This is a genomic window from Sporosarcina sp. 6E9 (assembly GCF_017921835.1).
In the GTDB taxonomy this organism is placed as follows: domain Bacteria; phylum Bacillota; class Bacilli; order Bacillales_A; family Planococcaceae; genus Sporosarcina.
The window spans coordinates 2,249,867-2,272,594 of record NZ_JAGEMN010000001.1; the positions used below are offsets into that span (position 1 = coordinate 2,249,867).

A 22,728-nucleotide genomic window follows, 5' to 3' on the forward strand; every position below is an offset into this window, starting at 1 on the left:
GGCATATATTTTCGTCTATTCTTTCCTCAATTCATCAAATGTCCGAAAAAAAGAAGTCCAATTCCCATTGGGAATTGGACTCTGATTATTTTCTGTTATTAATTAATCAATCAACTTTTCTAACTCTTTGTATACTTTCGCACTTACTGCACTTTCTCCACCGAAGATTGTTAGACGATGAACTTCATTCTTCGTGATGTAGCTTGATGTGTATTCTGGAACGATTGCGTGTACTAGAAGTACTGCGCTATCCGTGTTAGCAGCTAAAACTGCACCAGTTAGTGCGTCTGCGTAAGCTGTTCCAGTTGCTACATAGAGGTGTTTGTTGTCAACGTTATAATACTCTGCAATCAGCGTGTTAGTTTCGTAACGATCGTATCCACCTAAGCGGTTCACGTTTGGAAGTTTCTTTGTAACAGTGTCAGAAACAACTGCTTTTCCACCAACTACGACCGTTTCTTTCACGCCCAGCTTACCAATCGCAATCGCCGTTTCCACAGGCACGGAATTTTTTTGCGTTAACAGAATCGGCGTTCCAACTTTTGCAGCATGTGATGCAACAGATAATGCATCCGGGAAATCTAGGCCATTGGCAATGACGACTTCGTCAGAACCATTTGGTGCAACCAAATCTGCAATTGCTGCAGCTGTCGCAAATCTGTCAACTCCGCTTGCACGCGTTACAGTGATATCTGCCTTTTCAAGTTCTTCCTGAGCTGCTTCACTTACAGCTGATTTTCCACCTAGGATAATTGCTTCTGTTGCTCCTAGGCGTTCGATTTCTTTTAGGACACCATCTGATAATTCATTCGTTAACGTTAGAAGAATTGGTGCTTCTTGCGCATGTGCCAGTGGAACCCCGGCTAATGCATCAGCGAAGTCATTTCCACGTGCAATGATTACCGTGTCGGCTGAGTCCCAACCTTCAGAGCTGATTTCAAGTGCTGTTTGGAAGCGGTCGATACCTGAAATTCTGCTCATTTTTTCTTTTGGCTCTTCCGGTGCATCATACGAAATCACAAATGTTGAGTCTGCAGAATTGCCCGCAGCGTCTTCAACAAAAATGGTAACTTCGTTTTCACCATCTTTTAGTCTAGTTACGTCGAATGCAAATGTTCCGTCTTGTGCAAGAGTTACTGGACCACTTGATATAACGTTACCAGTTTCATCTTTCGCTTCAAATGTTGTTTGAAGTTTTGTATTCAAGTCGTAATCTAAATCATAGTCTGCAAGAACTGTTTTGTAATCAATATATTTATCTACAAGTTTACCTGTAAACTCATATTTCGAGTCTACAGCGACATGTTCTTCTGCCGCTACGATTTCTGCGGGTGTACTCTTCACGAAAAATGGACCATCCGTCGCCGAAGCAAACCAGAAAGTTCCACCGTCAATAACGAAGGCTGAGAAATCTACAGAATAAACACCTTCAGGGATTTGTTCGCGTTTATTAGTACTCACCGGCGTATATAGGCCATTAATTGGAATACTAATTTCGCCAGGGTACATCATGTACCCCTCATGTAAATAGCCAAGAGTGCCGTCTCCGTTGCTTCCGCCTTCCGGATTCTGATAATCCCATAATGTAATTATGTTTGTCGAAAGCTCGGTATTTAAGGTGAATTTAATTTCTCCTTCATCTTTAATTCCATCGCCATTAAAGGATAGATCTGTTTCTGACAAACGGAAATTCTTTATGTCTTGGAATTTCTCTGATAGATCAGCTGCGAATGGTAATGATAAACTTGTTTCTCCATCCGAAATGTGAATGTAACCAAGAATTTCACTGCCCTCAGGCGCTTCGACTTGTGATGCGCTGAGCGTTACGTTTAGTAACTGCTCGTCGTTCAACGTGAACGCCGGCTTATCGACCGTTACTTTGGCATCGCCAAATGATTTAGTTACTTCAACGGAAACTGTATAATCACTTACGTTTCCAGAAAGGTTTTTCACGTTAATTTGCTTCGTTGAAGAAATATCGCCATCTGCTAATTCAGGGAAATGGCCGAATGTGATTGTTCCTTTTTTGTTCGCAACTTCAACACCACTAGACTCGACTGTGTCTAACGCATAAGCAAGTGTATTTGGAAATGCCGCTTCATACGGCTGGACACGTCCAGAACCTTGCGCGAAGACGTCGTACTTATCAGTATCCAACACTTTCGCTGTATTGGAGAGCGCAACTTTTACATCGAATGGATTCCAATCAGGATTTGCATTCAAAATTAGTGCCGCAATCCCCGCGACCTGCGGTGTTGCCATTGAAGTTCCTGTTTTACGTGTGAACGCTTTTGAATAGTCCGCATCCGGATTTTCTTTTCCGTACATCGGAATTGTCGACATAATGTTTGTTCCTGGTGCTGATACATCAGGCTTAATATCAAAATGTGGAGTTGACGGTCCACGTGAACTTGAAGTGTTTACCTCATCTCCCGCTGTATACTCAACATTAAATTTCGAAAATGAAACTGTCCCTTCGTTCGATGCAAGGGCTGCGCGTAGTGCATCGCCTTCTGTTCGAGACATATCGAATGATGGAATGAATTCGAAATCATCCCCGAGGAAAACATTCGATGGCCCTGTTCCGCTGTTGTTGTGAATGAGCGTTGCAACTGCTCCAGCATCTTTTGCTGCTGCAATCTTATCGACAAATGCGATTTCGCCACGTGAAATCAATGCTACTTTTCCGTCTAGGTCTAAACCTTCATAATCCGAAGGCTTTCCAACTCCCGGAACAGCCACGACTTCAAAATCTCCTGAAAGTTGAGTTTCAAGTTCTATTCCAAACGTTGTTCCCATTAGTGCAATACTAGATGTTAGTTCATAATCCGCCGCCTCTACAGACACTTTCGCATCGAATTGTGCTTCAGGGATTGTTGTATTTGCAACAGCAATCCCAAGTGCTGCAGTTGCCGGTGATCCGATTGTTCCGCGATTAGGACCTGAGTTACCCGTCGCTGACACTGCTACAGTTCCCGCTAGCATCGCGTTATTAACAGCGATTGCATCCGCTAAAGTTGACGAATCAGATGCGCTTCCCAGAGATAGATTGATGATATCCATTCCATCGACTACAGCTTTATTGATGCCTGCAATAACGCCAGCATTTGAGCCGGAACCGTAAGCACCAAGAACGCGATAAGCGTACAATTCAACTTCCGGAGCTAGTCCTGAAATACCATAATCATTGTTCCCGAGTGCTGCAATTATACCGGCTACATGGGTACCGTGTGATGTGAAAAACGATGAACCATTCCCATTATACTCAGGCACTCCATCCGGTCTTTCAGATGGCATTGTTTCATATGGATCGTTAAATTCACGTGGTACTGTGTAACCTGCAGGAGGAATAAAGTTATTACCACCTTTATAAATGTTTTCAAATGCAGGGTGATGATAATCAATTCCGGAATCAATTACGCCTACTTTAACTCCTTTCCCTTTAAATCCTTTGTCCCAAATTCTTTCAATGCCAAGGAATGAATGACTAGTATCCATGGCCGGACTGACTTGTCCATCTATATTTGTTGACAGATCTTCAAGTGCATGGACTTCTACAACTGGTTCAACAAGCTGTACGCCTTCAATTTCTAGAAGTTTTGGAAGATCTTCCCCTTTAACCGTTGTTGAGAAGCCGTTTAACACTGTGCTATATGAATGTCCCTTTTTAAATGAGATCCCTTTCGTTTTCATTTCTTTCTGAACAAATACCTGTTGAGATTCTACCTTTGTTTTAACAGCTGCTTGTTCTGAACTTGATAAGTCCTGTTTAGCAAGCGCTTTAATTCCTTGTTCTAGCGCAACTGGTTTTTCAGAAAGCAGAATAATAACTTCTACACTCTCTTCATCTTTAACATTCTCCAAATCTTTATGTAGTCTAGGAGTTTGTTTAAGCAATTGTAATTGATTTGCAACTGCCTGTTTTTGCTGAAGCATGCTTTCGCTTGGACTGTCCGTTCTGGCTGATGCAGAAGGCACGAGTATCGAAAGTACCAAAACAAATGATAAAAACATACTTAAAAATCTAACAATCTGGTTACTTTTTTGCAATTTCATATCCCCTTTTGATATAGTTCGCACACCTTACTAAATTGCGCAACAATTACATATTAACACAATTAACTATACAACGGGAAATATTTGAATAATTTTGTCGAAACGATTCTTTATAGCTGGATTTTTTCTCAAGGATTAGATCTAAAGATACAACTCATTGAATACTTTTCTACTATTAATCAATCAGTCTTTCTAATTCGTTGTATACTTCTGCCTTTACCGCGTTTTCCCCACCGAATACTGTTAGATATTGAACTTCATTCTCAGTGATATAGCTAGATACGAAATCTGGAACAATTGCATGTACAAGAAGTACCCCGCTATTTGTTTTTGCAGCTAATACTGAACCAGTTAATGCATCTGCGTAATCTTTTCCAGTTGCTACGTATAGGTGATTATTGTCGACGTTATAGTGTTCCGCAATTATAGTATTTGTTTCGTAACGATCGATTCCACCTAGACGATTCGCGCTTGGAAGTAAGCTCTCGACAGCTTCAGAAATAACTGCGTGCCCGCCGACTACGATTGTTTTCGTTGCGCCAAGACTTTCAAGCACTTCTTGTGTTTCAGCAGGTACAGAATCTTTTAATGTTAATAGAATCGGCGTTCCTGCTTGTGCCGCATGTGATGCAACAGATAGTGCGTCTGGGAAGTCCAAGCCATTCGCAACAACAACTTCATCCGCGCCTTCTGGAGCAATCAGTTCCGCAATTGCTGCCGCTGTAGCGAATCTATCGTTCCCACCAGCACGCGTGACACTGAGCTTCGCGTTTACTAACTCATTTTCAACTTCTTTACTAACAGCCGCGTTTCCGCCGAGCACAATTGCTTGCATCGCGCCTAGACGTTCGATTTCTGCAAGGACATCATCTGTTAATTCATTCGTTAACGTTAGAAGAATTGGTGCTTCTAGTACATGTGCAAGTGGACCACCAGCTAATGCGTCAGCAAAGTCGTTGCCGCGAGCAATGATTACCGTTTCTGCTGTTTCCCAACCTTCGGAACTGATTTCAAGTGCCGTTTGATAGCGGTCGAGACCTGATATTCTGCTTATTTTTTCTTTTGGTTCTTCAGGAGTTTCATACGAAACCGTGAACGCTGCGTTCGCACTGTTGCCCGCTGCGTCTTCTACGTAAATGGTTACTTTGTTGTCACCGTCTTGAAGTTCAGTTACGTCGAAAGAAAATGTACCATCTTGTGCTAGATTTACAGATCCGCTTGATACTAGGTTACCGGCCGCGTCTTTTGCTTCAAATGTTGTTTGAAGTTTAGTGTTGATATTGAAACCCAGATCATGTTTTACAAGTTCCTTTTGATATTCGATATATTTGTCTACAAGCCTACCTGTAAACTTATACGTTGAATCTTCGGCAACATGCCCTTCTTCTGCAACAATATCTGCTGATGTACTTTTTATGAATACAGGTCCGAGTGAAGCAGTAGATTCCTCTTCTTCACCTGACAAATTCTCCCCTAAGAAATCAAAACCGTATACACCATCAGGTAAAAGTAGTTCCTCAACAGCATCTAAGTCCCATGGCATATACAATCCATTAAAATCAAGTTTGTAAGAACCTGGATCGATTTCATAGTCTGCATAAATATAGCCTAGGTAACCATCGCCATATGTACCACCTTCAGGATTCAAATAATCGAATACTTCAATCCAGTGAATTCCGAAATAATCTTCAAGTGTAAATGTAATTTGAGCGGATTCCGTTGACCCTTCTCGATTAAATGCTATATCTCTACTATCGATTTCGTAGTCAATAATTCCAGACTCGTTTGCATACTCAGAATTACCACTGGCTCCATCAAGGGCTTTTGCATGATTCGCTTTCTGTTTAACAATTTCAGAAACCTGTTCAGTTGATTGCACTAACGTAGAAGATGTTGCTAACGCGATTGGTGTTAACAATGAAAACACTAGAGCCATTGATAAAAAAGCACTTAGAAACTTCATTAGTCTTTTAGGTTGCATTTTATATCTCTCCTCTATCAATTATTAATTTTTTAAAAAATAGAGCCCAATTTCCTAAGAAATTTGGGCTCTATCTCAACCTATCTACTATTAATCAATCAGTCTTTCTAACTCGCTGTATACTTTTTCACTTACCGCATTTTCCCCACCGAAGATTGTTAGACGTTGAACTTCATTCTTAGTGATATAGCTTGATGTAAATTCTGGAACGATTGCGTGTACAAGAAGTACTCCGCTATTTGTATTAGCAGCTAATACTGCACCAGTTAATGCATCAGCGTAATCTTTTCCAGTTGCTACGTATAAGTGATCGTTGTCAACGTTATAGTACTCTGCAATTAAAGTATTTGTTTCGTAACGATCGATTCCACCTAGACGGTTCGCACTTGGAAGTTCGCTTGCAACAGCGTCTGAAACGACTGATGTTCCGCCGACAACAACTGTTTTTGTAGTGCCAAGTGATTCAAGCGCTTCCTGTGTTTCTGCAGGTACAGAGCCTTTTAATGTTAATAGAATCGGCGTTCCTGCTTGTGCCGCATGTGATGCAACAGATAGTGCGTCTGGGAAATCCATACCATTCGCAATAACAACTTCATCCGCGCCATCTGGAGCAATCAGTTCCGCAATTGCTGCCGCTGTAGCGAATCTGTCGTCTCCACCAGCACGTGTTACATGAATGTTCGCATTCACAAGCTCTTTTGACACATTTTCACTTACAGCAGCATTTCCACCTAGTACGATTGCTTGTGTTGCACCTAGGCGTTCGATTTCTGCAAGTACATTATCTGACAGTTCATCAGTTAGCGTTAGAAGAATTGGTGCTTCAAATGCATGTGCTAATGGAACACCAGCTAATGCGTCAGCGAAATCATTTCCACGTGCAATGATTACCGTTTCTGCTGATTCCCAACCTTCGGAACTGATTTCAAGTGCCGTTTGATAACGGTCAATACCTGAGATTCTGCTCATTTTTTCTGGATCTTCCGGTTCACCTGGTTCTTCAGGTGCTTCGTACGAGACTACAAACGTTGCCTCAGCACTATTACCTGCAGCATCGATAACAGAAATAGTTACATTGTTGTTGCCGTCTTGAAGTCCCGTCACATCAAAACCAAACGTACCATTTTGTGCAAGATTTACTGGACCATTTGATACTACGTTACCAGCTTCATCTTTTGCTTCAAATGTTGTTTGAAGTTTTGTGTTTAAGTTATATCCAAGTCCAAATTGTTCAAGCACTGTTTGATACTCAATATATTTGTCTACAAGATTACCTGTAAACTCATATGTTGAGTCATCAGCAACATGCTCTTCTGCTGAAACAATTTCAGCGGATGTGCTCTTAACGAAGAGTGGTCCATCCCAGTACTGGAGTACAGAAGGGCCTGCACCAGCGTTTTGCGCTGTGAAATCGACAGTGTAAATACCGTCCGGGATTTGCTCAAGTTGATTTCCACCCCAAGGTACATATTGTCCATCAATCGGAAGCGTGTAGCTATCAGGGAATAAATAGTCACTAGCATGTAGATAGCCAATGTAGCCATCTCCATATTCTCCGGCATCTTGATTTTGAATATCAAATAACTCAATGTAGTTTGTTAATACGATGTTTCTTAATGTAAATTTCAGTTCTCCTTCATCTTTAACCCCATCACCATTAAATGATAGATCTGTTTCAGTTAGATGATAATCCGTTACCGCTTCAGGAACTGCGGGGGAGAAATCAACCGCAAATGGTAATGAAAGATCCGTTACACCATCAGTAATATGAATGTAGCCAAGAAGCTCGCTTCCTGTCGGCGCGACAGCTTGTGGCGCTTCTAGCGTAACGTTTAGTAGTTTCTCATCTTCCAATGTGAAGGAAGTTGTATCAACAGTTACTTTAGCGTCACCGAATGCTTTTGTTACTTCAACTGTTACATCGTAGTCGCTAGAATTTCCAGATAGATTTTCAACACGGATTTGTTTCGTAGAAGAAACATCGCCGTCCACTACTTCTGGATGGTGACCAAATGTGACAGTCCCTTTAACGTTCGCAACTTCGTTACCATCAGTAACTACTGTATCTTCTGCATATGCAAGTGCTGCTGGGAATGCCGCCTTATATGGCTGAACACGTCCAGGTCCTTGTGCAAATACATCGAACTTTTCAGTGTCGAGTACTTTTGCAGTATTAGATAATGCTACTTTAACATCGAATGCATCCCATTCTGGATTCGCATTCATGATTAATGCTGCAACTCCTGCAATGTGAGGCGTTGCCATTGATGTACCTGTGAAACGCTCAAATGCTGTTGAATAGTCTGCATCTGGAATTTCTTTTCCATAACGAGGAACTGATGACATAATGTTCGTTCCTGGTGCGGAAACATCCGGTTTAATATCGAAATGCGGCTTTGTAGGTCCGCGTGAACTTGAACTGTTTACTGCGTCGCCTGATGAAGATTCACTGCCAAATTCACCAAATGTAACCGTTCCATCCGCATCTGCAAGTGCAGCACGAATTGCAGCTCCATCCGTGTAAGACATATCAATTGTCGGAAGGAATTCAAAGTCATCCCCAAGGAAAACATCTGAAATGCCTGGTGCGTTTGATCCGTTTGAAGAGTTGTGAATAATCGTTGCAACTGCGCCTTCTTTTTTGGCATTTGCAATTTTATCAACAAATGCAATCTCCCCGCGTGAAATTAGCGCAACTTTACCATTAACATCAATACCATCAAAATCTTTTACGGCACCAACGCCAGGAACTGAAACAAGGTCAAATTCACCTGCTAGCTGTTCAGCTAAATCAGTACCATATGTTGTACCCATGAATTTCAAGTCTTTTGACAATTCAAAGCTACCAGCTTCAACTGAAACAGTACCATTGTGTGTCGTTTCAGGATTTGTCGTGTTTCCAACTGCAATTCCAAGAGCTGCTGCAGCCGGCGTTCCGATTGTTCCACGATTAGGACCAGAGTTTCCAGTCGCTAAAACTGAAACTGTTCCAGCAAGCATTGCGTTGTTGATTGCAATTGTATCTGCTGTTGTAGAATCGTTAGAACCGCCGCCAAGAGAAAGGTTAATAACGTCCATTCCTTCTTCAACAGCTTTGTTAATGCCTGCAATAACGCCTGCATTTGATCCGCTACCATAAGCCCCTAGGACACGGTAAGCGTATAAGTCTACTTTGGGAGCAATTCCTTTAATCCCGTATCCATTGGCACCGATTGCAGCAATTGTACCCGCTACGTGCGTACCATGAGATGTATAGAACGAGCTACCGTTTGCGTTAAATTCAGGTTTGCTAGCTGGACGCTCAGATGGTGTCGTTTCATATGGATCATCATCTGCGCGCGGCGCTGCGTAATCACTTCCTGTATGCGGTACGAAGTTAAAACCGCCTTTGTAAATTCCATCGAACTCAGGATGTTCGTAGTCGATTCCAGTGTCAAGGACAGCAACTTTAATGCCTTCCCCTTCGAATCCTTCATTCCAAATGTCTTCAACTCCTAGGAATGAAATACTTGTATCCATTGCTAAACCATTTTCGCTTGTCGAAGTTGCAGATGTGTCTTCGTAAGCATGAACTTCTGAATCAGGCTCTACTAAAGTGACACCCTCAATTTCTAGAAGTTTGTTAAGGTCATTCGCTTTTACGCTAGCTGAAAAACCATTCAAAACCGTACTGTAAGAAAATCCTTCTTTGAAGGTAATCTTTTTTGCAGACATTTCTTTTTTAAGGAGTTTATGTTGCGCTTGTACTTTTGATTTTGCTGCTTTTGCATTTGAGCTTGTAAATTTCTTTCCAGCAAGCTCTTTAATTCCTTGCTCTAGCGCAACCGGCTTTTCAGAGAGCATAATAATAACATCTACGTTCTCTTCGCCTTTCAAATTCTCCAAGTCTTTATGTAGTCTAGGAGCTTGTTTAAGCAATTGTAATTGTTCGGTAATTGCCATTTTTTGTTGAATAATGCTTTCGTTTTGCCTATCCGATTTAAACGGATTCGCTGTAGTATTTGTCGTTGCAGATGCATAAGGCACGAGCAACGAAAGCACTAAGGCAAATGACAAAAATGCGCTTAAAAACTTTACGATCCTGTTACTTTTTTGCAATTTACATATCCCCTTTTGATATAGTTCGCACACTCAACTGAATAGTGCGACACTATTAATTTACCACAATTAAGTATAAAATGGTCACTATTTAGATAATTTTGCCAAGATGGTCCTTTTTAACCAATAAGTTTCAAAGGTCGTAATGCAAAAGACTAAAGGTCCATAACGACGAATTATATAAATTTAAATAAAAAAGACCACTAAACTGCAGTGGTCTTCCCTTCATTAATTCAGAATCATGTATTTTAAATATTCCTTCCAAGTCAATGATTTCCATTCTTTTTTCGTTGGGATATCCGTCGGCATTTTTAGAATAACTGTTGGATTGCCTTTATGGATATCGTGGGTTGGCTTTGGCATCGGAAAAACAACTTGTCCAGATGCGAGGCCTTCTGTAACAATAATACGCGTATCTTCAATGAACGGTGTCGTAAGTTTAGAGGTGACTGCTTTGCCGGATTTGTCGATGATCCTTGCTTTTGCTGATTTTTTGTCGGAACGACTGACCCAATCTTCATTAACAGCAACTGCGCCTGACACTTCGTCAATGATAATCGTGGTATTAACATTATGTCCGTATGGTGTTGCCCCGAGTTCCTCGGGCGTTGTGATCTGTACTTCATAATATGCGAGTGGATTAACGGTCTTTTCGTCGTCAATTTTCTTATACGTATCGATTAGTTCATTGTCAGTGGCAGGTAATTCTGACACGGAGAGGACAATGCCTTCTATGATTCCATCAAGACCTTTACCTTGAATCGTTACACGGTCGCCTTCTTCAATCAATTGCCACTCATGATCTTTAGCGTACGTTGTGACAATTTTTTCAGTGCTATAAATATCAACGGCCAATTTCGAACCGTGTCGAATGACATTGGAGACAACTCCTGATACCGGGCTTATGATTGCGGTATTTGAAGAATCTTGTGCCAGTTGTGCCTCCACAACGGTAAGTTCTTTCGCAATCTCCGCTAATTGTTGTTCTGCAGCTGCGTGCGCTTGTGCGTATGAACCTTCTTGCGTCACATCGACAGTGAAATCTACCTTAAAATCAAGTTCGATCTTTGCGCCGCCTTCAACTTCAGTTACATTTTCGCCGCGGTCTACATTTGATGTACTGCCTGTTCCCACCTGGGATTTTGAAGTATTCAAATCCCTGATCAATGCCTCGATTTCACTTCTTTGTTGAAGAAGCGCTTGCTGTTTCGTGTTTAAAAGTTCGCTTTCCTCATCGGAACGCTCTGTATTCAATAATGCAAGTTCGTCTCCAATATTGATCTTATCGCCTTCTGAAATAAGCCAACTTTCGACTTCGTCTTCGTTTCCGACATACACCGTCGCTATTTCTTGGGGCGATATAAGTCCTTCTTTCGGCATTTCTTCAGTGTAATCTCCAGCGGTTACTCTTTCAAACTCGCTAACATATAGAGATTTACTAATTTTACTTTCTTTATTGAATAACAAATAGAAATTGAATGCTAAAAATGAACTAATCACGACGGCAACGGTGATGTTCCCTAATTTACTCATTAGACGCCACCTCCATCAAAGATCAAGTCAAATAAGTTTTCCAACGGAATAAATCCAACTGATGCTGTCAATAAAGCGAGTACTAGATGGATTCCTATTAACGTCCATAATAGTGATTTACCTTTTGGTTCGTCCGTAAAAGCGCGAATAAAGCTATATTGGAGCGCGATTATAACCGCGGTTGTTAGGGTTAATTGATTTAAAAATAATATCAGGTAACGTGATTCTAGATAAGTGGCAGCTAATGGGCCAAATGATAGAAACGAGTAGTTGGCTGTAGCGCCCTTCGCCAAGAATACTAGAAAAATAAGTGCTTTTTCTGCCAATAGCAACCCTGTTACAAGGAGCTGTAACGGTAGAATCTTTTTATAAGGGATTTTCATCAAAAAATGAATTATGTATGCGAATCCTAAAAAGTGAAACGATATGTAGATGATTGACCAAATGAGCGAACCGATGAATGATGCGAATCTTGCTAATGTGAAATCTGCGGTCGTCATTGTTGCGACTAAAGGCGTTAGTGATTCCGTCCCCATTCCCCACCAGTTTCGGGCTCCGAACAATAGTAGCCCCGCTAGAAAAACGAAAATGATTCGTTTTCTAAATCCACGAATTGTTGAAGTTTGAAGATCATCGGCTAAGCGATGTGGACTAGTTAAGTACTGCCGAAAAGTAAAATTAAAGAACATAACTACAATCCCTTCCTAAGAATCTATCATTATTCTTTATACTACCAAACACTCCGTCAATTGTAACTTTTAATGCCAAAAAGTTACTTTATCCCCGGTTTCAGGTTTAGTTTTGGTGATTTCTGTCTATTATATCTATAAGGATGTTATTACTAGACAAAATCTTGCAGATTTCCCGGGAAATCGACAAAGGAGTGTTGAAAATGGAAAAAATAAATGAGTTCGATAACGAGACATTTACTTGGACAGACTTTCTGTTTGGCTTAACAGGGATTGCCATTGCCGTTTTTATTCTCCAAGCTTTTATAATCTAATGAACTTCTATTATATAGCAATTAAAATAAGAACACCTATCGTTTAGACTACGATGGGTGTTCTTTATGCTTTCATATTCAAGTTTGCTGCATTCCTTCCGTTAGTTCATTAAAAAGTATCAAATCATTCGTTTCTAATGCGTAGTCGATCATTCGGCGCCGGTTTTCCGTTTCTAGACTCTCAATTAATTCCTTGGATTCCACAAGCACTTCTTCGGGTATTTCTACTTCTATCTCCATGCCTACATCGAGGCTCCCTTCCATAATATTTTTTAGGTGCTCATGAATATCTGATATCAGAAGTAATTGATAGAGTGGCAAGCGAATAAATCGGTTTCCCCGTTGGAAGACAAACACTTCGCCAAGATTTTCTACTTGAAGGCTTTTCATATTAATAACGATTTCTTTTCCTTCTGTCGGTATAAAGTGAAATAATTCGTCTCCTTTTACAATTGAAAAGTATTGATATGCAAATACGAGACGTAATCGGAATTCTTCTTTCCTTGTAAAAAACGGCGTCATACGTTGAACTGATAGCATTTATTCTCCCTCCTCGTTAAGTATTCTGATTATTACTATCATTCTATCACATTGCGACGGTAAATGTGAATTGTTTATACGAATATTTCTATTCCTCCTTTTACGAGAAACCAGTTAGAGTGTCTAGGTGAATTTCAAGACGAAAAATAAATTAGTAAAAAGAATTCGAATTTAATCATTTACGTATTGGAGCAAAAAGCGTTATACTAGAGGGAATGCATTTTTGAGGAGCGTGGATTGATGCACATGACAGTTGAACGTGTATCCTACTTGCACGAAGCCGAATTAAATAATTTTATGAATGAAATTAAACATTCATTCCGAGCTGATAAACCAGAAGAAGCATTAGAAATTCAAAAAGCGGTAACACTGGTTCGAAGTGGTTCTGTTGAATCCTATTCGTATGATTCTTCAATATTAACCGTTCACGCAGAAGTTACTGGAACCGATGATTTTGATGAAGTGACTTTATCGTTTAGCAACTTGGTCACTACATGTACTTGCGACGAACCTGAGTGGTGTGCGCATCGGGTTGCAGTTATCTTCCATTTATATCTGCAATTTAATTCCTTAACTGAATGGATGCACGATTGGAGGAGGATGGAAACGGAACAAATGGCTTTTAAAATCACAGATCGCACTCCCGAAGCATGGAGTGACGTCTTATCACGTTTAATGAACCCGATTCGAATCATAAGTTTAAATGAAAATCCAGCGGTCTTTATCCATAAATTCGAGTTGATAGACCAGAAATCACGTTCTTTATCACCTTTTGAGTATGAATGGAAACCGTTATTTGATGTTTATTATAGGTTGCATGCGCTTGAAGCTGCTTGGCCTTATATTTATTTCCATCTAGGAGGTAGCGGCTCCAATTTCACTTACGGGAAGTGGTACGTCAAGAACTGGTTGACCGATCAACTTGGAAAACTAGCTGATGGCGTTAAATCCATTTCATCAAAACCAAGGCTTTTCGAAACAGACCCATTTCACGATCAGTTGAAAGTGTTCGTTAGAGAATTTGCTTTAAACTACGAGGGACTTTTTGACGAACGTTTCCGTGTTTATCAACTGTTTTGGCAACAGTTATTTGCCGATAAATTTACTAGAGAACATGAATTGGAGCTACTTGAGAATAGTGATTCTCCCGATGCGCCAACTTTAGTCGCCTTTTTCTATGTCATCCAAGGGCGGAAGGATAAATTAGAAGAGCTTTCGAAAGATATTACGATGGAGGACTTATCGAAATGGTTGCCGTTAGCGTATCTGGCAGAACGGGATGATAATATGGATTCTCTTGCTGTTATCATGTCGGCGTTGCTTCCGTTTATTGGCGATTATTTAGTGCATAAGGTATCACTTTCACAACGAGCCGCCTTTGTTCGAAAGATTGACGGGTTGTTAGAAGCAGCGGATTTCCCAGAGGATGAGCGTGAAAAAATGTTCACGTATTACGGCGAAATCGGCGTTGATGTTTATGCCGATTTCCTTGTCGAACGTAGTCGCTTCCGAGAATGGGCTGCTTTGATGCACCGCTATCGTGTTGTTTATGAAGTTGCTGAAGCGGGCGGCTTGAAAATTGCGTTGGCCGAAGATCCCGCGGCCGTCCTTCCGCTTCTTCACGTGTATGCAACGAATTTTGTGAAGGAACGCAACCGACAAAGTTATCGCCGTGCCGTGAATTTATTTAGAAAAATGAAGAACGGCAGTAAAAAGAGCGGTAAACATGAATTTTGGAACCGCTATATTGATACAGTGCGCGAGAAAAACCGCCGCCTTCGTGCACTTATGGAAGAAATGGAGAAAGGGAATTTGTACTTATGAGTGAAACTTTTACATTGGAACACCTTCTCCGTATAGGAATAAAACCGATTGACGGAAACACATACGCCGTTTCTGCAGTAGATAGTAACGGTTATCACATCGATCCAGATGAGCTTGTTTCCTATTTGTTTTTTAACGATGAACGGACATTTTTTGGTTTACTGACCGAAATCAATGATGATCAACTACATCTGAGAGCCGACCAATTGCTGTTGTCATTTCCAGAATCCCATCCGTATGTGAAATTTGAAGGACAAACGAAAGAAGATGACCAGACACTTCAATCGATTCGAGAAGCTGCTGATGCTTGGCGCAATCCTAAAATCTGGAACTATGTCGAGACGAATGAAACGGGCATCCATTTTAATACGGATGAGATTTCCCTAACGGATGCGGCCGTGCAAATTATTCAATCGGCTGTATATGGAAGACTCATCGATTCTTCGCTAAGTCCTGAACAATTGCCGACACTTCTTCCCCATTTGCGGAAATATGGTTGGCCGGGAGAGTCAGTATCGACGATTCCTGTGCGCGTAGCTTTCCGCCTAACGGAGCCCGAAGAAGATTCGGACTCTGCTGAATGGATGCTTGAAACGGTCGTAGTCGGCGAACGTGAACGACACTGGACGCCGGCCGTTCGAAAAAGAAATCTTCCTGTTGCGGAAGCACTTCCTGACCGATGGGCAGAATACGCAGAAGAAATTGCTGAAAAACAGTCTGAAATGATTTCTTTTCTGCGTTCTGTTGACATTGAGTCCGATGGTAGCTTCTTGTCGGTACCTATCCATGATTCTGAGGTCCGATTGTTTATTCAAGAAGATTTGCCGTTATTACAGTCCTTTAATTACACAATCATTTTACCAGCTTGGTTAAAATCGATTACGGAATCTAAAATGAGGGTTCGTACAAGTGCAAGTGTCCAGTCTTATAACTCGGCTACAAATCTCGACGAAGTTCTTAATTTCGACTGGAATTTCGCGCTTGGTGGCCAAGAGATTGGTCGCGATGCCTTCCAAAAGCTTGTTGAAGAAAATCGCGAGTATATTCGATCGGGTGATGAGTGGTTTCATATTGACCCGCTTTGGCTGAAAAAGATTAAAGATATTATGGACCGTGCCGATTCTGGTGAGTGGACTGTAAAAGATCTTTTATTCCATGACATCCCCGAGGAAATAGTTCCGATTGAAAGCGATGAAGACGAAGAAGATCCGCTATTTGAATTTTCAATGCAAAAATCATTGAAAGTCTATATGGAAATACTTGCGGATAAAAAAGGGTTGCCGTCTGCTGGTGTTTCTGAGCAGCTACATGCAGAGCTTCGTCCTTATCAAGTCGAAGGATATGATTGGCTCATTTTCATGCGCGATAATCAGTTCGGAGCTGTTCTTGCCGATGATATGGGGCTTGGGAAAACGGTGCAGCTTATCGCATATTTGTTGAATGTCCATGCGCGTCCCGACTCTGAAAAGCCTTCGCTCATCATTTGTCCCACAAGTGTGCTTGGTAACTGGCAAAAAGAAATTGAACGTTTTGCGCCGTCGCTTTCTGTCCATACGCATTACGGACCGTCCCGCGAGAAAGACGAAGCGTTTACCGAGCTGATTGCTGAGTTGCGTCCTGATGTTATTTTAACGACCTATGGCACAGCTTCCCAAGATGGCGAGATGCTTGCCGAGACTGAGTTTACGAGTATCACACTTGACGAAGCTCAAAATATCAAGAATATGCAAACGAGACAATCGCGTATGATTCGCAAGTTGCACGGGCAACATCATATTGCGTTAACGGGTACGCCGATTGAAAACCGCTTGTCTGAGCTGTGGGCGATTTTTGATTTTGTTCATAAAGGGTATTTCGGAAATTTCCGGACGTTTACGGATAACTTTATCGTTCCGATTGAGCGAGATGATTCTGAGCGCGATAAACAAAAGCTTCGTGCGAAAATCCGACCTTTCTTATTGCGTCGAACAAAAAATGATCCGGATTTATTATTGAATCTACCGAAGAAGTTGGAGCAAAACGAATATGTTCCTTTAACGACTGAACAAGCCGCTTTATATGAAAGTTTCCTTGATGAGACCAAGTTTAAATTGCAGACATTGACTGGTTTTGAGAAAAAAGGACTTATTTTGACGATGCTTAGCCGGTTGAAACAATTATGTAATCACCCCGCGCTGTTTTTGAAAGAGCCACATGGTCCTGCTGCGCAATTAGTTGCACGTTCTGACAAATTGAGCGGTATCGTGTCAATGGCTGGTAATATCGCGGAAAACGGAGAACAATGCATTATTTTCACACAGTATATCGGGATGGGAAAACTCATCCAGCATTGTTTGTCTGAACTCCATGGGATTGACGTTCCTTTCTTGACTGGAAGCATGCCGAAAGGACAACGTGATAATTTAGTCGATGCTTTTCAAAACGGTGAATTTCCCGTTTTCATATTATCACTTCGTGCAGGTGGAACTGGGTTGAATTTGACCGCTGCCAATCACGTTTTGCATGCGGATCGTTGGTGGAATCCCGCGGTGGAAAATCAAGCAACAGACCGCGCGTATCGAATTGGGCAAACCAAGTTCGTGCATGTTCATAAGTTCGTGACGATTGGAACGATTGAGGAAAAGATTGATAAGATGCTTGCCGAAAAAGCGGCTTTATCTGCTGATTTAATTCAATCTAGCCAGTGGTTGACTGAGCTATCTGACCGAGAACTTGATGATTTACTATCATTTGGATAACCATATATTTTTGTCCCAGAGTTGAAATGTTTCTACTCTGGGATTTTTACGTTATCTTTTGTACAATCGGCACTTTCCTGATAATTTCTTTTCCTGTATTGTTGTCCTCAATCCTTTTTATTCGTTCGTTTAAATACGCCACGACTCGAATTAATTCGCTAATTTGTAGCTCCATTCTCACAACTTCCTTTTCAATTTTGTTCATCACAACATCTCCTTTTTAGTTCCGCGGATACGGCACCTGAAAGGCAGTCATCTCTCAGGCACCGACACGCGGTTTTTTAATTAGCAATTAAGTTTTTCCCTATGATATTTTTCCGTATAACCGAAAGGCCGATCCCCCAAAAGGCCTTTTCAAACGTTTAAGTAGATTCCTTCACAGCTATTCATATAATTGTAGTTTTCAGCTCCGGTTTGTAATCCGGTCAATCCCCCCTTGTATTACATGATTGGTAGTTCTTTGCTTTCTTGTACAGGTAGTTCAAAGTGATTTGTTTCTGATTCAGCAACTTCCTGTTGTTTCGACACAGTTGAGTTTGCGTATAAATCATTATTCAATCTGGATTTTGTTGATAGAAACCTAACTTCATCTCCAATCACTTCTGTGACAAAAACACGACTTTGATCTTCTCTTTCATACGTTCTCGACTGGATCCGACCACTTAGACCGATTAACGAACCTTTTCCACAATGCTTTGCTGTATTTTCCGCAAGTCGGCCGAATAAAGAACATAATATGAAATCCGCTTCGATTTCTCCTTTCGTGTTTTTATAGTTGCGATTTATTGCGATGATAATACTTGTCTGGACCCGATCTTGAGATAATTTTCGCAAGATGGGATCTTTTGTTATGCGCCCTACAAGTGCGACTTGATTCACCCAATGCCCTCCTTTCTTTTTGAATTAATTTGATAATACGACACCGCGTCGATTTTTAGCAAAAGCTGGTTTTTCACTTTTGATAAGGTTTTCACGGTGATTTTCATTTTTTTAAGATATGAAATGTGATTGTTTTTTCCACGAAACGACAGTGGTATGCATTTTTCCCCATGGTGTCGATTTTTGGATAAATTAACTTTGGCAGGTTTGTTGATTATTTATTCCAAGTCAAGAAATATGGTATAATCAAAGGAAATTTGAAGGTGGTGCGCATGATGAAAACATTTAAGATGTTGTCAGTTGGAATCTTGCACGATGAACAAGTTATAGATTTCCCGCTTATTGATGGAATTATTATAAATCAAGAGAATAGCCACCGGATGTGGATTCTTGAGATGTTTATCGAGGAAAAGCATAAGGCGTTTTTTGAATCCTTTCAAGGTACAGACGAGTTGCTCGAAGCAAAAGTCGTCATTTCTTACCCAGAAAATGAACCCGCCGGTTTTCGCGTAGCTGTGAGTGCGGTGAAACAAATCGGAAATAATATTTCAGTTTTGTTGAAAGGTAGATTAAAACGAGCGCGTACGCAATATGCCGAGCACTTGTTGGAGGAGTTGATCGGGGAAGGCTTAGAAGGCCAAACATTGCTTGAGCGTTTTGAATCGGATATGCGATCGCGGCCGCGGTTGAAGCGAGACCTTTCGGAAGATGAATGAATTTAATGTTGTGGTGCTGCCCTGTGAAAGGGTGGCATTTTTTTATGTTTTTTGTGGAAAGGTTTTAGTCTTTTGCCGGCTGCTTTCGTTGTTTGGTGAGCTGTCAAGATTGTACAAGTCGGTATGTTTTGCGATTGTAGGTTGTTCCGGCTTCGACAATTAAAGCACTATAATGTTTTCTTGGACTTGTTGATGTATAAATAATACGGCTTTGGTCGTTTGCGGGTGCGCTTTGGTCTCATCGATGGCGGCATTAGTCGCATAAGGGTCCGCTTTGGTCGTTTAGAGGCGTACTTTGGTCGTTTGAGTTTTAGTCTTTTGCCGGCAGCAATGGTTGTTTGGGGAGCTGTCAAGATTGTACAAGTCGCTGAGTGTTGTGATTGTAGGTTGTTCCGGCTTCGACAATTAAAGCGCTCTTTTGAATTTCTTGGACTTGTTGATGTATAAAAAATACGGCTTTGGTCGTTTTGGGGTGCGCTTTGGTCGTTTCGATGGCGGCATTAGTCGCATAAGGGTCCGCTTTAGTCGTTTGGAGGCGTACTTTGGTCGTTTCCCATTTTTTCATAGAAAAACACCGCCTCGGATTTTCGAGGCGATGTTTGCGGCTTGCGGTTAGCGGTTGTTTCCGTTTCTATCCATTTCTTCATCGATAATTGTGTCGTTCGGTGCTCCGTTTCCATTATTGACGCCATTATCGCCGTTGTCGCCATTGATGAACCCGTTGTTTCCACCATTACCGTTTTGTTCGTCAATCCCATCTAGATCCATTCCGCCTTCATTATTATCGTTGGCATTAGGAGTCCAGTTTCTATCACGATCTTGCATATTGTCCTGCATCGGTGTTTCGTTATTATTAGGCACTGTATCGTTCCTGTCGTTCATATTACAGCCACCTAGTACGAGCGCCGATATCAGAAAAAATGGTATCGTTTTTTTCAACATGAAAAGATTCCCTCCTTTCCACAAGCCGTTTACCACACGAATCTGTATGGTCTTTGTAGGTTGTACGAAAAAAAGGGAACTATCCATTATTTTTTATATTGATTTTTATTTGACGATTAAGACATACTACTTTTCAACAACTGGGCCGAGTGCAAATAGGATTTCGGTTTCACAAGCAATTTCATCGCCGACTTTTGCGATTGCTTTCCCCTTGCCCATTTGACCGCGCAGTCGCGTAATTTCAACTTCGAGTGTCAATGTGTCGCCAGGACCTACTTGACGTTTAAAACGGCAATTGTCGATGCCCGCAAAAAATGCAAGACGGCCTTTATTTTCTTCTTTCTTCAATAGAGCAACAGCACCTACTTGCGCAAGCGCTTCAACAATGAGAACGCCTGGCATTACCGGGTAGCCTGGAAAATGCCCGTTGAAAAAGTCTTCATTAATTGTGACGTTTTTTATACCGACGGCACGTTTGCCTTCTTCAACTTCTAGAATTTTATCGATCATCAAAAATGGATACCGATGTGGTAAAATCGCTTGAATTTGTTGTACTGTAAGCATGTGATCCTCCTGCAAATTTATTCTTTTCCTTTAATGATATCAACAATATGTGTCCATGTTTCTTTTTTGAGTACATCCTCAGGATTCCCGTCGCCAATATAGCTATAGCCGATTCGCAATCCGATTACGGCAACAATAGCCATTAGTAAAATGATCAATATTAGACGTAGCCAAATCGGAATCATCCGTATTTGAACCCATAAAGTTTTTTTAGGTTCGGTGGCTTCACCACGTTTAGCCTTTCTTAGTTCTCTTCTTGAACTGGTTTCAACGCTTGGCTCGTCAGTTTTATTTGAATCTAATTTTAGTAAACGTCGAAAATTAAAATTACCCATTGTCAGTACTCCCTATACAAACGAATTGCATAATTGCCAACTCATTTTTTTATGTAGAATGATTACTTCTTTGAACTTTTTTGAATGTTTTCTAATAAAATGCCTGTCCCTCTTGCAACACAATCGAGTGGATTATCTGAAACAAATACGGGTACTTTTAATTCTTCAGCTAATAGTTGGTCAATCCCGTGAATCAGTGCGCCGCCGCCGGTTAAGAATATGCCGCGGTCTATAATGTCGGCAGAAAGTTCGGGTGGCGTTCTCTCAAGGACATTGCGTGCCGCTTGGACGATAAGATACATAGATTCTTTCAAGGCAATTCTAATTTCTTCAGAATCGATTGTCGCTGTGCGTGGAAGTCCAGAAACCATATCGCGGCCGCGAATGTCTATCTTTTCATTACGTGATCCTTGGAAAACCGTGCCCACGTTAAATTTAATGTCTTCCGCAGTGCGCAGTCCTATAAGCAATTTATATTGGTTTTTGACGTATTGGATTATGTCGTTGTCTAATGTGTCTCCGGCGATGTTAATAGATTCGGATGTGACGATATCACCCATCGATAAAACAGCTACATCGGTTGTTCCGCCGCCGATATCAATTACCATATTACCACTTGGCTGAAAAATATCCATTCCAGCACCGATTGCGGCAACTTTTGGTTCTTCTTCTAAAAATACTTTCTTGCCGCCGGACTTTTCGACTGCCTCGCGAATCGCTTTTTGTTCAACACTTGTAATATTCGTCGGGCAACAGACAAGTATTCTAGGTTTAGTAAAAAAGCCTTTAACGTTAAGCTTATCGATGAAATGACTGAGCATTGCTTCTGTCACATCGAAGTCTGCGATTACGCCGTCTTTTAAAGGACGAATAACCGTGATATTGCCTGGTGTTCTTCCGACCATTTGAAAGGCTTCTTCGCCGACAGCAAGCACTTTATTATTTCTTTTATCTAACGCGACAACTGACGGTTCGTTTAAAACAATCCCTTTTCCTTTCAAGTGAATTAGGACGTTAGCCGTACCAAGGTCAATCCCAATATCTTTTGCAAACATTATTCCCGCTTCCCCTTCCAACTGCGTGGCATTTTCTCTTCCATTTTTACGCTCTTAATTCATGATTTTACCATAGTAAGTGGAAAATGAACATACTTAAGAACTAATTTCTTCTTATATTGAAATCTCGTTCTTAATTAAAAAAAGCGGCGCCTCAATTCGGATCTGGCTCCGCTCCTTCACTTATTCCTCTTCAATTTTTTTTGCCTCATTCATCCACTTAAGCCTGGTTGCCTCACCGCCTCTTAAATGTCTGACAGATTTATGATATGCAAGTATTTTTGCAACTTCTTCCGCCAATCCTACATCGATGTTTGGCAATCGTTCTGTCAAGTCCTTGTGCACAGTGCTTTTCGAATACCCCGTTACTTTCGCTAGTCCTCGCACGGTAACCTCAGTTTCCAGCAATAGCTCCCCGAGGCGCACGCATCGCCTCCGTATTTGCTCGTGCACGCCCTCTTCCT

The 22,728-nt window shown here is 41.2% G+C and carries 17 protein-coding genes; 3 read left to right on the forward strand and 14 right to left on the reverse strand.

The window, feature by feature from the left end:
- Nucleotides 1-102 precede the first annotated feature (102 nt).
- From J4G36_RS18760 to J4G36_RS11080, 6 genes are all read right to left on the reverse strand, one after another.
- Nucleotides 103-4,050: a S8 family serine peptidase gene (locus J4G36_RS18760; protein ID WP_210470074.1), complete on the reverse strand. Its 3,948-nt coding sequence runs from the start codon at nt 4,048-4,050 to the stop codon at nt 103-105.
- 181 nt (nt 4,051-4,231) lie between these two features.
- A complete protein-coding gene (locus J4G36_RS11060; RefSeq protein ID WP_210470076.1) occupies nt 4,232-6,037 on the reverse strand; it encodes a cell wall-binding repeat-containing protein in 1,806 nt (601 codons plus the stop codon).
- A 90-nt stretch (nt 6,038-6,127) separates the two neighbouring features.
- Complete coding sequence (locus J4G36_RS11065; protein WP_210470078.1) at nt 6,128-10,135, reverse strand: S8 family serine peptidase; 4,008 nt, start codon at nt 10,133-10,135, stop codon at nt 6,128-6,130.
- Nucleotides 10,136-10,363: 228 nt separating this feature from the next.
- Complete coding sequence (locus J4G36_RS11070) at nt 10,364-11,668, reverse strand: efflux RND transporter periplasmic adaptor subunit (RefSeq protein WP_210470081.1); 1,305 nt, start codon at nt 11,666-11,668, stop codon at nt 10,364-10,366.
- Complete coding sequence (locus J4G36_RS11075; protein WP_210470083.1) at nt 11,668-12,357, reverse strand: hypothetical protein; 690 nt, start codon at nt 12,355-12,357, stop codon at nt 11,668-11,670. Before J4G36_RS11075 ends, J4G36_RS11070 begins: the two co-directional genes overlap by 1 nt.
- Nucleotides 12,358-12,749: 392 nt before the next feature.
- Complete coding sequence (locus J4G36_RS11080) at nt 12,750-13,211, reverse strand: transcriptional regulator (protein ID WP_210470085.1); 462 nt, start codon at nt 13,209-13,211, stop codon at nt 12,750-12,752.
- A gap of 240 nt (nt 13,212-13,451) precedes the next feature.
- On the opposite strand from J4G36_RS11080, the gene J4G36_RS11085 reads away from it, so the two are divergent.
- Together J4G36_RS11085 and J4G36_RS11090 are read left to right on the forward strand one after the other, a co-directional pair.
- Nucleotides 13,452-15,035 carry a hypothetical protein gene (locus J4G36_RS11085; protein WP_210470087.1) on the forward strand — a complete coding sequence of 528 codons (1,584 nt, stop codon included), beginning with the start codon at nt 13,452-13,454 and terminating at the stop codon, nt 15,033-15,035.
- Entirely contained in the window at nt 15,032-17,773 is a 2,742-nt protein-coding gene (locus J4G36_RS11090) for a DEAD/DEAH box helicase (protein ID WP_210470089.1), read from the forward strand. Before J4G36_RS11085 ends, J4G36_RS11090 begins: the two co-directional genes overlap by 4 nt.
- Before the next feature lie 46 nt (nt 17,774-17,819).
- Here J4G36_RS11090 and J4G36_RS11095 read toward each other — a convergent pair whose 3' ends face one another.
- Nucleotides 17,820-17,978, reverse strand: a complete 159-nt coding sequence (locus J4G36_RS11095) for a hypothetical protein (protein WP_210470090.1) — start codon at nt 17,976-17,978, stop codon at nt 17,820-17,822.
- Between the two features lie 236 nt (nt 17,979-18,214).
- Nucleotides 18,215-18,652, reverse strand: coding sequence for a single-stranded DNA-binding protein (locus tag J4G36_RS11100; RefSeq protein ID WP_210470092.1), 438 nt, complete (start codon nt 18,650-18,652; stop codon nt 18,215-18,217).
- 275 nt (nt 18,653-18,927) lie between these two features.
- Here J4G36_RS11100 and J4G36_RS11105 point away from each other — a divergent pair, with 275 nt between their 5' ends.
- A complete protein-coding gene (locus J4G36_RS11105; protein ID WP_210470094.1) occupies nt 18,928-19,368 on the forward strand; it encodes a YwpF family protein in 441 nt (146 codons plus the stop codon).
- Nucleotides 19,369-19,717: 349 nt separating this feature from the next.
- On the opposite strand, the gene J4G36_RS11110 is transcribed toward J4G36_RS11105, so the two are convergent.
- The 6 genes from J4G36_RS11110 to J4G36_RS11135 all read right to left on the reverse strand — a co-directional run bounded on the left by J4G36_RS11110 (nt 19,718) and on the right by J4G36_RS11135 (nt 22,717).
- Complete coding sequence (locus J4G36_RS11110; protein WP_210470096.1) at nt 19,718-19,933, reverse strand: hypothetical protein; 216 nt, start codon at nt 19,931-19,933, stop codon at nt 19,718-19,720.
- A 47-nt stretch (nt 19,934-19,980) separates the two neighbouring features.
- Complete coding sequence (locus tag J4G36_RS11115) at nt 19,981-20,310, reverse strand: hypothetical protein (RefSeq protein ID WP_210470098.1); 330 nt, start codon at nt 20,308-20,310, stop codon at nt 19,981-19,983.
- A gap of 126 nt (nt 20,311-20,436) precedes the next feature.
- Complete coding sequence (gene fabZ / locus J4G36_RS11120; protein ID WP_210470100.1) at nt 20,437-20,874, reverse strand: 3-hydroxyacyl-ACP dehydratase FabZ; 438 nt, start codon at nt 20,872-20,874, stop codon at nt 20,437-20,439.
- A gap of 17 nt (nt 20,875-20,891) precedes the next feature.
- The gene (locus tag J4G36_RS11125) at nt 20,892-21,209 is read right to left on the reverse strand and encodes a DNA-directed RNA polymerase subunit beta (RefSeq protein ID WP_210470103.1); all 318 of its coding nucleotides are present in this window, start codon (nt 21,207-21,209) and stop codon (nt 20,892-20,894) included.
- Nucleotides 21,210-21,271: 62 nt separating this feature from the next.
- Entirely contained in the window at nt 21,272-22,264 is a 993-nt protein-coding gene (gene mreB, locus J4G36_RS11130; protein ID WP_210470105.1) for a rod shape-determining protein, read from the reverse strand.
- A gap of 183 nt (nt 22,265-22,447) precedes the next feature.
- Nucleotides 22,448-22,717: a sporulation transcriptional regulator SpoIIID gene (locus J4G36_RS11135; protein WP_210470107.1), complete on the reverse strand. Its 270-nt coding sequence runs from the start codon at nt 22,715-22,717 to the stop codon at nt 22,448-22,450.
- Between the last annotated feature and the right edge of the window lie 11 nt (nt 22,718-22,728).